This is a genomic window from Asaia krungthepensis NRIC 0535 (assembly GCF_025995175.1).
In the GTDB taxonomy this organism is placed as follows: Bacteria; Pseudomonadota; Alphaproteobacteria; order Acetobacterales; family Acetobacteraceae; genus Asaia; species Asaia krungthepensis.
In genome coordinates, this window is record NZ_BAPV01000012.1 from 123,045 (window position 1) to 134,954 (window position 11,910).

Here is an 11,910-nt window from a genome sequence, read left to right on the forward strand (position 1 = left end):
CGTAAATCTCAAGACCGGGAGAGTCAGGAAATAATGCTGATGCGATACCCGATTTCTTTCTCGATGGCCCGCAATAGAAGCCGCTCATCGCGGGTGCAAAAGGAAAGGGCGGCCCCCCGTTTGCCGGCGCGTGCCGTTCTTCCGATACGATGCACGTAGGTTTCCGCCTTCTCCGGGAGATCATAATTGAGGACCAGTGCGACATCGTCGATATCGAGCCCCCGGGCCGCAACGTCAGTCGTGAGTAGAATGCGCGCCGCGCCGCTGCGCAGGGCATCCACAGCTTTCTGCCTTGCGCCCTGGGCGAGATCTCCATGTAGCACGGCTATGGGCAGTCCCGTCTTGCGCAGGTGCTTGCCAATCTGATCCACCGAGGCTTTCGTGCGGATGAACACGATCTGACGTCCCTGCGTCTCGGCGCATAACCGGGTCAGCGTGGCGAGTTTTTCCTCAGTCTCGACAAACATGGCCCGCTGCTTGATCCGGCGAGGGGTGACCGTCTGGCTTTCGAATTCCAGCGTCACCGGTTTGTAGAGGAGGCGGTTGGCAAGCGCCCGTCCGGTAGGGGGCATGGTCGCCGAGCACATCATGGCCTGACGTTCGCGCGGCAGATACGGCACGATCTGATCCATTGCTGCCAGGAAATCCTCGTCGAGCATCTGGTCCACCTCATCGACGATCAACAGGGTGGTCAAGTCCAGACGGCATGACCCGCTCGTGAGCAGATCGATCAGTCTGCCCGGCGTCGCCACGGCGATGTCCACACCCTCTGCCAGGGCCTCGATCTGGGCATCCTTGGGGAGCCCGCCACAAAGCAGCCGGGTACGGAAAGGAAGGCGCCTGCCGATCTGACGGCAGACACCAGCAATCTGGGTGACCAGTTCGCGCGTGGGGGCAAGGATCAGAACACGTGGCGCGCCCGGTTCACGCTCGCCCCGGCACGCAAGCAGATGCTGAAAGGCGGGGGCAGCGTAGGCAGCGGTCTTTCCTGAGCCCGTCTGGGCGATAAGAAGAACGTCTCGCCTTGCCAGCAACTCCGGCCAGACGCGGTTTTGCACGTCATTCGGTTTGGTGATGCCCACCTGGTTCAGCCCGGCGGTGATGAGAGGGTCGAACGGAGAAACGGGCGCGTGGTCAGGATCGGTCATGCGTGCTTCTTGCCAAAGTTCTGCCGGTGAAGGAATTACCGATCTATGAGTGTAGCCATTATTGCTGAAGATTTTGCGGGCATGCGTGCCCAGGCGACCGGGCTTGTAGAGCGAGCAGGCTTGAGCTGGCATTTCCATCCGGTTCGCATAGAAGGCGTCTGGCGTCACATTCCCACCCGGTTTTGTCCGGTCCCGTTGCGTGCTTCGGCACCGATAGAGCTGCCGGAGGATACGAAGCTTCTTGTCAGCGTGGGGGGGACGGGGGGCGCTGTTGCCGCAGCGCTGAAGCGGAAAACCGGGCTCGGTCTTGTCCAGATCCAGAACCCTCGCATGGCGGCGAGACATTTCGACTTGATCATCGCCAATGTCCATGACGAGATCCAGGGAGCGAATATTGTCTCCGCACGTACCGCCCTGCATGGTGTCACGGTGCGGAGGCTCGATCAGGCGAGAGAGGTCTGGCAATCGCGCCTGCGAATTTCTGGCATGGCGCTGCTCTCGGTGCTGATCGGCGGCGCCAATGGGCGTTTCAGTTTCGGCCCTGACCAGGCCCGTGAACTGGCTCACGATCTGGTCAGGATCATGAAGAGCTCGGCGGTCAATGTCGCCCTGACGCCATCGCGTCGGACCTCGCCGGAGGCACTGGCAATATTGCAGGAGAGCCTTGCAGGGCATCCGGCCTGGATATGGGACGGTCAGGGGGATAACCCTTATCACGGCCTGCTCGCCTGTGCGGACGCGATTGCAGTGACCACCGACAGCGTCTCGATGATCTCGGAGGCGGCGGCAACAGCGGCGCCTGTGTGGATTATCGATTTGCCGGGGCGTTCGCGCCGCATCGCGTCATTCGTTGATACGCTTGGGAAAGAGGACCGCGTCAGGCCGTTTAACGGTCAGTGGTCCCCGTGGTCTGTCACGCCGCTTGACGATACCGGCAGAGCGGCAGAAGAAATGGTTCGGCGTCTCGCTCTCTGAAAAGAGCGTGAGCTCCGCAATGAAGAAAACGGGTACAGGACGACCATGCTCGATATCATCACCTTCGACGCTCAGGGCGGCGGAAACATCCTCTACAAGGCGCTCGCGCATCCCTTGGCGAGTGAGGCCCTGAGGCGGCTGGAAGCGACACTGGCAGGGGAAGATGCTGTCGCAGTCTATGATCCGGGCAATGTGCTGCGCACACTGGTCGCTCTTTATCCGGGGCTCACGCCTAACGCCGGCGTCTATACGCATGACAGCGAGCAGATCGGCCAGGCTGATGGCATAGGTGGAGAGAAGCGCGCCCTGACGGATCTGGCATCCGGAGAGGCAAGACTCGTGCTCGCGCTTTCATTCGAACATGAGAAAATGCTTGCCCGCCTGTCTCGTGTGACCCATCCGGATCAGCGCATCCTGTCTCTCGAGCCCGCCAAGCTGCCGGACACCATGCTGAGTAATCCGCGCCAGTATTTGGACAAGCATAATTTCGCGACGAATTTTGCGTTTTTCCGCGACGATGAGCGTTTCAGCACGCGTCTTGTGACAGCAAATTACTGGTGCAACTACGACGCGACGGATGTGCGCTACTGGATGCGCCTCTACGATGCGGCGGGTGAGATCCTGGCGGAGTGGGAAGAAGAAGTGCCCGATGCGCCGGCCGGGATCGTCATCGATAGCGCCGTGATACGTGAACGCTTCGATCTCCCTGCGTTCTGCGGGCAGCTCTTCATTCATGTTCTGGGTGCGCGCGGGCATGATGTGGTGAAATATGCTCTCGATACCTATGGCAAAGCCGGGGAGCTGAGCCTGTCAGTCACGCACGACGCCAATGCATGGCCGTCTCCACGCTTTGCGACGCTCCCGGCTCCACGTCCGGCGGAGAAGCTGATTCTGTGGATTCAGAACAGCCATTCTACACCGATCCCTGCCGGGGCGATCACGATCAACAGGATGGGTGAGGAGCAGGCTTTCCCTCTCTCGGTGGAGATTGGCGCCTTCTCGACCTACGCACTCGATGTCGGGCAGTTGGTGCGCGGCATCGCGTGGCCAGCCCAGCTTGAGTTGCGTGCAGGCAATCACATTGTCCGCCCGCGCTACGAGATAACCGAAGGGGCCCTGACGCGCATCGCGCATCTAAACGTGGAGCGGCGTGACCTCTTGCCCGAACCTGCGCTGCGTAACTTGCCAGCATCTATGGGCCGCGGTTTTGTGCTGCCATTCCCGATTCTCGACCCACAGCGCTTCACCAGCATCGTGCAGCCCAGCCCCATGTCAGAAAAGATAACCAGCCTGCCGCTGCGTCTGGATATCTTCGATGATGAGGGGACTCTGGTCACCCAGAGATTTCTTGGCAACCTGCCGCGCAACCATGACACGGCGATTGCCCTGCACGAACTGACCGATCGCGCGGGCCACGCCGACCTTGTTTACGACTTCCGCGATGGGGGGGAAGGCGATGGCTGGATGCACGCCCTTATGCGCTATGAAAATCTGGAAAACGGCCATGCGGCCGAGACAAGTTTTGGCGGGCATATCTTCAACACGCTCATGACTTGGCGGTCTGAGCCACAATCCTACGCCGGACCGCCGCCCGGCCTGACCACACGCCTTTTCCTCAAATTGGGGCAGGAGGGTCATGAGAGCTTTTCCTTCCTTATTCATCCCGCATCGGTGGAGGGCACTGCTCCCTCAGACACGTTGCTGCACCTGTACTCAAAGGACGGTGTGGAACTGGAGAGGCGCCGTGTCAGTATCAACCCGTCAGGTTCCTTCATGGTGTGGCCGCATGAGATTTTTGGATCAGCGAAGCTCGATGAAGCGGGGACAGGGGGGTACGTGCTCATTCGAGATCTTTCCTGCCGCCTGTTTGGCTATCACGGGCAGCGCAATGCCTCCGGTGGCTTCTCCCTCGACCACATGTTCGGCTTCTAAGAAGTTTTTCTCGTTTTGCACCTTGCCGCGTCTCTGAGCCTTTGCTAGAGACGCGACACCGCAGGATGGGTGCGTAGCTCAGCGGTAGAGCACTGCCTTCACACGGCAGGGGTCACAGGTTCAATCCCTGTCGCACCCACCATCCTTACCCGCAGAAATCAGCCGTTTTTTGAAGATCTCAGGGTATCACCCTCGCATCTTCTCGGTCTAAGCCGATCTACTACGGCCTAGAGTCGTCCGGCCCGATCCGTGCAAAATCCGTGCAGTTTGTTCGTGGCTTGTTCTCATAGGGCGCGAGTCGTTTCCCCTTGTACTGCCCCGCCAGATCGTGCGATTCTTTCGACGTGCGGAAGGTGTTCTCACAGGCGGTTCGGTCGCTCGTGAGATTGAGAAGGGCGGGACTGCAATCCTGCTTTTTTCTGGCATTCGGTTCATCGCGGTGGTGATAGGCAGGGGCGGCTTTCGGGCCGCCCTTTGCTTAGGCGAGCAGTTTTAATAGACTCCCACATTTGTTCGCGTTCTGTTCTCGCTTATGACAGACCTGACCCCAGCCACCGAAGAAGACGTGACATTCGCTATCCGGATGTCGATTTGCCACGACTATCGCGGCAGACCCCGGCGCGTGAATGCGAAGATGACCTCGGCTAATATAGACATGCTCGCCGAGAAGATCACCGAGCATCTCAAGCGGTGGAACCTATGGCCCCACAAGGGGCCAGGAGCCCCGGCGCACCAGGCGATCGATTACTCGGTGGCCTGACGAAAGGATCTCCCCTCAGGCGACGTCCCGGTAGGCGGCACGGCGGACGAACAGGAAGACCCCATGGAGAGCCCAGACGAGACAGAGGGCCTGAGCTAGGATGGCAAGCAGGTCAGACATTTGTCCAAGCCCATCGACCGAGTTCATTGTTGCCGAAAGCAACCATACGGATGCTGCGATTGCTGCAAGTGCCAGGTTTCTTGTCATGCGGGTGCTGTTAATCGTTTGACCCACATTGTGGAAGCCTGAAATCAAAGGTTATCGCCCTATTAACGGTACGATATCGGAACGTTGCATTTTCTTGCCATATCCGGAGTTTTGGCGAAATCAAATTCCCCAGCATGAGTAGTGGGTAATCTCTTGATGACGAGGGCAGACGCTCAATAGTCCGTGATCTTCTATACAAATATTCATCGACATACAATTTGTATAAATATAAACATTCCGTTGAGTGTGCCAATTTTCTACACGTAATAACCATAAATATTTGGGATATATAAATGACCCACAACGAACTTACAGACATCCTGCGGCATTCGAGTGGATGTGATTGGCTCCAATCTGACGGCGGGGAGAGTTATGTCTTCAAGCAGGATCTCCATCTCAAAATCAAATCCGGCCATGGTTTCGAGGTGAAAGACACCTCGGCTTACCCCTGGCTGGATGATCTTGATGAGAAATCGCTTCTCAACGTGCAGTTCGACGTTCTGTATGGGGCGTCCGTTATCGAAAAGCGCAGTCTGCTATTGGTCGATGGAGGAAGAGCGCTCCTGCCCATCCCCAGCGGTGCCAATGGGCGCAGCGTTTCAGAAGGTGACCTTTCGTTCGCACAAATTGTCGACGATTCAGAGATCGTCATGGCTTACATGCGGCGGTGCGGACTCGCGATCGATGCGGAACCTTCGGCCACTCGACGGTGCGGCACAATAGCCTCCGCCAGCGAGGCGCCACCCGGATGCCACGGTTGAGCCCGTCAGCAAAACTGTACCTAGGATGTCCTCAATTTCGTTATTTTAACGTTACGCGACTCCGTTACTCACGGTAACAGAACGGGCGCGATGCATAAGCGTGACGGCGGCTCGGCTTGCAATCGGTGCTTTTCAAAGCCGAGCCGCTTACTTCTGACAAGCCCGTACCTGGTCCCGCAGCCCGATATAGTCACCAATCCATCGCACCGTTTCCGGCTTGGGATTGGCCTTGATCTCAGCAGCGAGCGCCGCCTGATCTTCCTTGCTGTAAGTCACGAGGGTAGGGCAAGGCACGTATCGCACGGACGAACACGCAGATAGCCCGAGCAGGGCCCCGAGAGCGATCCATCTCATGCCGTGCCACCCCCGAGCCGCCGCAATACGGCATCTTCTGTCGCTGGCTTGTCGGCCTGAGCCTGAGCCATGGATTGCGCCTTGAGCGTCGTCGCATCGGCGGAGGTCTTGGCGGCCTCGGACGTGCTGACAGACGCCGCATTCTTTCCCGCCCGGTTGGCGTACCAGATCAGGGTACCGAGGGCGATGACAACGAATGCCACCGCCCCGGCAATCAGATCAGCCGTCACGCGACCTGAGTGGTTTTGGTCTCGAGGGCCGTTTCCAGCGCCTTGAGGTTATTGGCAATGCCGGTGACGGCAGAGACTGCGCCGTCTACATCGCAATTCGGGGCCAGCTTTTTGATGATGATAGCTGCCACGGTCGGCAGCAGGCTGATGCCCAGGGCCTCGACCTCGGGAAGGATCGAGGCAGTTTCCGTGGTGGTGGTTGTCTCACTCATGGTCTTTTCCTTTGAGATTGTGAGGACTGATCCCGGCCCAACTGCCGGTGTCGTCAGTCAGGTTTTGGGGGTGCCGGTGCTCGTCAGCGGTGCGATGCCCGCTGAGGCAATGGCTAGCTTGGCGGCTTCCTTGTCCTCGCGGGGCACGTCCACGACGCTGATGCCGGGGCGAAGGCGGGGAAGTGCCCAGCCGAGGTTCGCGCCGATCGCGGACATGATCTGATAAGCCCCGGCCCATCGGCTCGAGGCTTTGGGCGGCTGGATCAGCGCGCGAAGGACTGCGCAGAGCACGATCAACGCTGCGGGATAGATCGCGTATTGCGCCGGGACGAGATCGAGGAACAGCGCAAGGCCGCCAGTCGTGGCGCTGATCTTGGCGAGGTTGTTCATGCCTTGATCCTCATAATGGGGTGGATGTGAGATGGCGTCGGGATGCGCTGCATCACTGCACGTCGATCGACGAAGCGGTGTAGGACGACCCGGACCCGCTGGTTGTGCCAGCAGGCGCTGCCGAGAAGTTCGTTCCGTTCCCTGACATGTTCTTGTAGGAAGCGAATAAGGTCACACGACCTTGATGAAGGGCCTGGACACCGTATTGCGTGTTGTTCTGGATTGTCGCGTTCGAGCCAGTGACGACACCGCCGTCAGCGACCACGCCTGCCTGGCTGTTGTTGGAAAGCGTCGTTCCCGAGATATCGGCAAATCCATATTGGGCATTCACACCAATCGAAAACCCCGTGATCGAGCTACCTCCCAGCTCTACAGCCGAGTTGCCAGAAATTAGCGCACCCGGCCCCGTTCCGACGGGGCTGGAAATCGCCATGTTATGCGCCCATGCGGCCCCTCCGGAGAGGGCGAGTAGTCCCGCCTCAAGGGTCTTCGCCGAGGTGGAGCCGTCGATATAGAGTGTTCCACCGCGCTCTGCGTCGAAACTGGACCCCAGGATAGCCACAGAAGGATTGGTGTAGTCCGAGGCGCCGGAGGCGTGACACCCTAAGCAGACAATTGTGCCGCCGCCACGCGCCATGGCATTCACGTCACCGGCGTCATAGAGGTAGACACCGCTGCCGTTGGGCACGTCCACGAACCCGTTATTGTCGGCAACGAGGCTATAGTAGAAGTTCCGGACGATCATCTGCGGGCCAAGGACAATGGTAGAACCACCGCCATAGGCTCCAAAGCCAGCGCCGTAAGAGTTGGCGTTCCATAGATGTCGCCCGGCACTATCGGTGGATGCCATGGCACCACTCCCGTCGGCGGGCTGCGTAACCGTGAACCCATTCATGTAGCCGTAGATGCCACCGTCATTTGCGAGAAAGGCGGTGAAATTCGTGCCCTTCGTGCCGGTAAAATTCAGAACGACCTGAGTTGGATCGCTGGTGTTGCCGACAATATGGACGCGCGCGGTGGCCGGATCGCTCGTGGAGAAATTGTGGTTGATGTTGTATGTGCCGTTACCTACGTCGATTTCGACGAAGTTGTTGCCGTACATCAGGTGAGCCTGCAGCACCGCGGCATTGTAAGCCGCAGTGAAGTCGCTGAACTGGCAACCACTGGCGCAAACGGTGATGTTCTGGGAAAATACGGCCTGAAATCCGATCAGGGCCGGGTTTGCCTTGATCGTAGAGAAAGCATTAGTGACCGCACGACCGACAAATGACGTATTGGCGATATTGTTGCTGCTGTCTGACGCGGCAGGGGTGACGGCCTGTGTACCGCCTCCTGTAAAAGTGACTGGTTGCTGAAACGTCGTGGCTCCTGATACCGTCCCGCCCGTGTTGGCGAGAAAGCCCGCCTGAACCACGCTTAGCAGATTGGCGACAGCGCGATCGGTATAGCCCGTGTTTGCAATATTGTTGCTATTGTCACCGGCTGCCGGAGTGACCGTCTGCGTGCCACCCTGGATTTGAAGGTTCTGCGCCTGACCGTCGGTGGCATCAATCTTAGCACCGAGCACGGCAGCCACCTGCGGGGACGATACGATGTCGGCCGGGTTGCCAGTCTGCTGGTAGGATTTCCATTCTGGCGTGGAATTGGACGGTGATGCCATGGCCGGAGATGCCATCACGGCTAGCATCGTGAGGAGGATACGCTTCATGCGTCACCTATGTCTTGCACGCTACGCCCGAGGAACACACCGCTTTCGACCCTGCGGCGGCGTTGTAGCCCAGGCAGGACGACAAGCTGGCCGTTCACCGTAGCCTTGTCCCAGACGAGGAATTGTGCCGCCGCCGCCACATAGCGCCGCTGATTGAGCAACCTGACGAGCGTCGAGGCGCGTGCGGCATTGCTGCCGACATTGAATTGCCAGGAGAGCAGAGCGCCCTCCTGATAGTCCGTCAGGGGCACCGTGACGAAGGTGCGCAGCTTGACCTGCTGAGCCATCACCGTTTGACGGAGCAGATCCAGAGCCTGCGCCTGGGTGATCGGTTTCGTGGCGGCAGTGACCGGCGATCCGTCTGACAGGAACCGATTGCCGTAGCCGATCGTCCAGTAGTCAGCGGGGCAGAGATATGGCTTGAGGCTTAGGCCCTCGAAATCGTCGCGTGAGATCAGGGAGATGGCGATGTCGATGCCGGTCATTGCACCCACCCCGCCAGATGCGCCGTGACGTAACCGAAAGCTGCTCCTGTCACGATCAGCGCCCAGCTCGCCCAGCCCCGCAGGCTCCCGATCTTCTGCAAATCGGTCCGCACCTCGCCTATTGCCTGAAGCGTTGCCTTTTCCCGCGCCTCTGCACTGGCCTTGTTCTCGCCGTGCATCTGCATCAGCTTGTCGGAGAGTGAGCGGTTCTCGAGACGAATTTCGACGATAGCGCCCTCTACTGCGCTCAATCGCCTCCCGTGGTCAGAGAGCATCTCGGTAGGCAGGACTTCACTCAGGGCGCTCATGTCGCCTCCAATAAAAAAGCCGCCCGGTGTGGGGCGGCCCGACTGTTGCGGATTGAAAGAGTTTGGAAAGCGATCATGTGGGACGAACTGGTGGAACGTCAGCAATCAGGGCAGCAGTGCCGCTGACCGAGATCGAAACGGCCACCTGATACGTCGCGCCTGAGCTTCCAAGCGCGCAGACATTCACCGTCGCACCTCCCGCCTGCGTCCATGAGAACCAGGCGGTGCAGATGGTGCCGGACAGATATGTCCATGCCTGTGTTCCGAAGCCGCCAGTATCGAAGGCAAAGCTCTGCACAGTTTCACCTGGGGAGAGAACTCCGGCAAAATCGACGCTGTAATCAGCCCCGCCATTGAGATTGCTGTCAGGCCACGCGAGCAGGGGCTGCAGGGCCATACCGCGCAGTTGTGCGGACGCGCAGCCGCCAGGGCGCACGATCCGAGCTGATGGGCGCCAGGTCATGGGAAAATCTTTCAGACTGGATGGTGCAATCTAGGCTAAGCGGCGTATTGCGAGCCGATCGGGTACTTACCCTCGGGATCGGATACGGAGGCACTCCCCGAAGGCGCAGACCATTCCGTCGCGCCGTCCCAGAGGACACGGTTCCACACGTACCCCGCGGCGCGTGAAACACTGGTCGAACTGCCGTCAGCGGCTGGCACGGTCTCTTGGGTCGCAACGGTATAGTAAACCGCCCATGCGGTGACGTTGCTCATGTGTATTCCACCACCTCAATTGCGCCGTTGGCACCATTGCCAGCAGTCACAGCCCCTGGGCCATTTGAGGCTCCAGCGCCACCACCAGCCCCGTAACCCGAGGCAGAAGAGCAGACTAGGTTCTGATCATATGTCGCGCCGTTCGCCCCGCCTGTGCCCATCTGCGAGGATGGCCCAACTGGAGGCAGGGGGGTTCCCGCCCCTGACGTTACTGCCGAGACAAACCCGCTCATGCCATTTGCACCTGTCAGCAACAGGTATGGCGTCAGTCCTGACTGGGCGTTGAAAGTGACCGTGCCCCCCTGCGACTGACTGCCGTAATTCCCTTGGCCTGACGTGACACTACCGCTCGATTGTCCCGGCGCTCCACCCTGGCAGGTAACCAGTGTTCCAAACATCGTTGCGCCTCCCGCCGTGCCTATGCCTTGGCTTCCAACCCCGCCCTGGCCGATTGTGAGAGAGAAGGGGCCTGTGATGACAGTCAGATCAATGTGGAATTCTGCGTAGGCTCCGCATGCGCCTGCGCCGCCGCAATTACAGTTGTTCGAGCCCGATGCATTCGCAGGTGCCCCGGCACCACTCCCGCCGCCACCTATCATGCGTATGAAGAGCTGCTTGGCATTCGCACCAGGCGCATAGGTCGTGTTCGCGGTGAAGAAGTTGCGGGCGAGCAAACGGCCAGATGCGACGGGGGCAAAAAAGTTCAGCCAGGACGCGCCCGACGCGCCGGGCGTCGTGAGGTTGTCGTCAACGGTGGAGATCCAGAACACGCCTAGCGTTGTTGCATCTGCCACCCTGGCACCTCGTGGATATCCGCCGATCTCCTGAGCGTAAGACGACGAGAAGGGGGGGATGATACCGCCCTCGTAATTTCGCGCCGAGGTCGAGCACATTCGGAATCCACCGTTTACATCGGCTCCGGATGGATATGACCCTCCTGCTTCAGGCGGCGTCATGGTGCTTGGAGGGAAACCCAAATCCAAGCTCGCGCGACCAACGGTATTGGTGCTCGAGGGAATTGGGAATTGGATATACTGTGCGCCTGCGGACGCCCCCCAAACCTCAGGGAACATCGGGGCGAAATCTGATTGTTTCATGGGGCACTCACGAGATATCGCCCGCGAAGTCGTTGTCTACGACCTCAGCAGGAACGAAAGCATATTGATATCGAACACCCGCGGGGCATGGCAGAACCCCTGACCGGTAGATGATCGCCAAATCAACTGACGTGGGTTCAAACCCAAACGAATATGTCAGGGACATATCGAGGTTATCAGCGACGTAGCATCTGCCTTTGTCGCCGAAGAGCGTCATGACAATCGCGTTGAGGGAGGTTACCGATCCGTCTGTGATATTGGCAGCCGCCTTTGCGAAAATTAGGCGTCTGTATGCGTCATCGGTCAGGGCGTAGTTCGATGTTGCGGCCTGGCCGTTAAACCAGACACCGGTTCCGAAATTGCGCACCGCATCCGAAGTTCCGGAACTGCTCGCCTCTTGGAACCCGATATACCCGGGGGCCGCAAGCTGCAGCACTCGGCCAACGCCGACGATACGCCCCCACACGTCCAGCCCCCACCCGGTTGCGGTGGCAGGGTTCCAGACCTGATCATACCAGAGGTTGAGGAATGCTTCTGGATCGACTGCTTGGGAGAAAGACTCAATGATGGCGCACAAGCGGGGCGAGTTAGAATATTGCGACAGGATCGTGTCGTAGATATCCATC

General features: G+C 59.2%; 16 protein-coding genes and 1 tRNA gene. 4 read left to right on the top strand and 13 right to left on the bottom strand.

Annotated elements, in window-relative coordinates; translation table 11 throughout:
• Positions 1-23 precede the first annotated feature (23 nt).
• The gene (locus tag AA0535_RS08290; protein WP_264815492.1) at positions 24-1,148 is read right to left on the bottom strand and encodes a DEAD/DEAH box helicase; all 1,125 of its coding nucleotides are present in this window, start codon (positions 1,146-1,148) and stop codon (positions 24-26) included.
• Between the two features lie 45 nt (positions 1,149-1,193).
• Between AA0535_RS08290 and AA0535_RS08295 the strand changes: the two genes are divergently transcribed.
• The 3 genes from AA0535_RS08295 to AA0535_RS08305 all read left to right on the top strand — a co-directional run bounded on the left by AA0535_RS08295 (position 1,194) and on the right by AA0535_RS08305 (position 4,197).
• Positions 1,194-2,123 carry a mitochondrial fission ELM1 family protein gene (locus AA0535_RS08295; RefSeq protein ID WP_264815493.1) on the top strand — a complete coding sequence of 310 codons (930 nt, stop codon included), beginning with the start codon at positions 1,194-1,196 and terminating at the stop codon, positions 2,121-2,123.
• A 45-nt stretch (positions 2,124-2,168) separates the two neighbouring features.
• Positions 2,169-4,055 carry a hypothetical protein gene (locus AA0535_RS08300; RefSeq protein ID WP_264815494.1) on the top strand — a complete coding sequence of 629 codons (1,887 nt, stop codon included), beginning with the start codon at positions 2,169-2,171 and terminating at the stop codon, positions 4,053-4,055.
• 67 nt (positions 4,056-4,122) lie between these two features.
• Positions 4,123-4,197: transfer RNA gene (locus AA0535_RS08305), tRNA-Val, on the top strand.
• A gap of 633 nt (positions 4,198-4,830) precedes the next feature.
• Here AA0535_RS08305 and AA0535_RS08310 read toward each other — a convergent pair.
• Entirely contained in the window at positions 4,831-5,022 is a 192-nt protein-coding gene (locus AA0535_RS08310) for a hypothetical protein (RefSeq protein ID WP_264815495.1), read from the bottom strand.
• Positions 5,023-5,315: 293 nt separating this feature from the next.
• Here AA0535_RS08310 and AA0535_RS08315 point away from each other — a divergent pair, with 293 nt between their 5' ends.
• The gene (locus AA0535_RS08315) at positions 5,316-5,783 is read left to right on the top strand and encodes a hypothetical protein (protein WP_264815496.1); all 468 of its coding nucleotides are present in this window, start codon (positions 5,316-5,318) and stop codon (positions 5,781-5,783) included.
• A 147-nt stretch (positions 5,784-5,930) separates the two neighbouring features.
• Here AA0535_RS08315 and AA0535_RS08320 read toward each other — a convergent pair whose 3' ends face one another.
• From AA0535_RS08320 to AA0535_RS08370, 11 genes are all read right to left on the bottom strand, one after another.
• Positions 5,931-6,137, bottom strand: coding sequence for a hypothetical protein (locus AA0535_RS08320; protein ID WP_264815498.1), 207 nt, complete (start codon positions 6,135-6,137; stop codon positions 5,931-5,933).
• Complete coding sequence (locus AA0535_RS08325) at positions 6,134-6,367, bottom strand: hypothetical protein (protein ID WP_264815499.1); 234 nt, start codon at positions 6,365-6,367, stop codon at positions 6,134-6,136. Before AA0535_RS08325 ends, AA0535_RS08320 begins: the two co-directional genes overlap by 4 nt.
• On the bottom strand, positions 6,364-6,579 hold the full coding sequence (locus AA0535_RS08330) for a hypothetical protein (RefSeq protein ID WP_264815500.1): 216 nt from the start codon (positions 6,577-6,579) through the stop codon (positions 6,364-6,366). Before AA0535_RS08330 ends, AA0535_RS08325 begins: the two co-directional genes overlap by 4 nt.
• Positions 6,580-6,636: 57 nt before the next feature.
• Positions 6,637-6,969 carry a hypothetical protein gene (locus tag AA0535_RS08335; protein ID WP_264815502.1) on the bottom strand — a complete coding sequence of 111 codons (333 nt, stop codon included), beginning with the start codon at positions 6,967-6,969 and terminating at the stop codon, positions 6,637-6,639.
• Positions 6,970-7,021: 52 nt separating this feature from the next.
• A complete protein-coding gene (locus tag AA0535_RS08340) occupies positions 7,022-8,677 on the bottom strand; it encodes an autotransporter outer membrane beta-barrel domain-containing protein (protein WP_264815504.1) in 1,656 nt (551 codons plus the stop codon).
• Positions 8,674-9,162 carry a lysozyme gene (locus tag AA0535_RS08345; RefSeq protein WP_264815505.1) on the bottom strand — a complete coding sequence of 163 codons (489 nt, stop codon included), beginning with the start codon at positions 9,160-9,162 and terminating at the stop codon, positions 8,674-8,676. Before AA0535_RS08345 ends, AA0535_RS08340 begins: the two co-directional genes overlap by 4 nt.
• Positions 9,159-9,470, bottom strand: coding sequence for a hypothetical protein (locus AA0535_RS08350; protein ID WP_264815506.1), 312 nt, complete (start codon positions 9,468-9,470; stop codon positions 9,159-9,161). Before AA0535_RS08350 ends, AA0535_RS08345 begins: the two co-directional genes overlap by 4 nt.
• 73 nt (positions 9,471-9,543) lie before the next feature.
• Entirely contained in the window at positions 9,544-9,933 is a 390-nt protein-coding gene (locus AA0535_RS08355; protein WP_264815507.1) for a hypothetical protein, read from the bottom strand.
• Between the two features lie 35 nt (positions 9,934-9,968).
• Positions 9,969-10,187 carry a hypothetical protein gene (locus tag AA0535_RS08360; RefSeq protein ID WP_264815508.1) on the bottom strand — a complete coding sequence of 73 codons (219 nt, stop codon included), beginning with the start codon at positions 10,185-10,187 and terminating at the stop codon, positions 9,969-9,971.
• On the bottom strand, positions 10,184-10,981 hold the full coding sequence (locus AA0535_RS08365; protein WP_264815510.1) for a glycine-rich domain-containing protein: 798 nt from the start codon (positions 10,979-10,981) through the stop codon (positions 10,184-10,186). The genes AA0535_RS08360 and AA0535_RS08365 overlap by 4 nt, the downstream gene beginning before the upstream one ends.
• A gap of 310 nt (positions 10,982-11,291) precedes the next feature.
• A complete protein-coding gene (locus AA0535_RS08370; protein ID WP_264815511.1) occupies positions 11,292-11,909 on the bottom strand; it encodes a DUF2612 domain-containing protein in 618 nt (205 codons plus the stop codon).
• Position 11,910 lies beyond the last annotated feature (1 nt).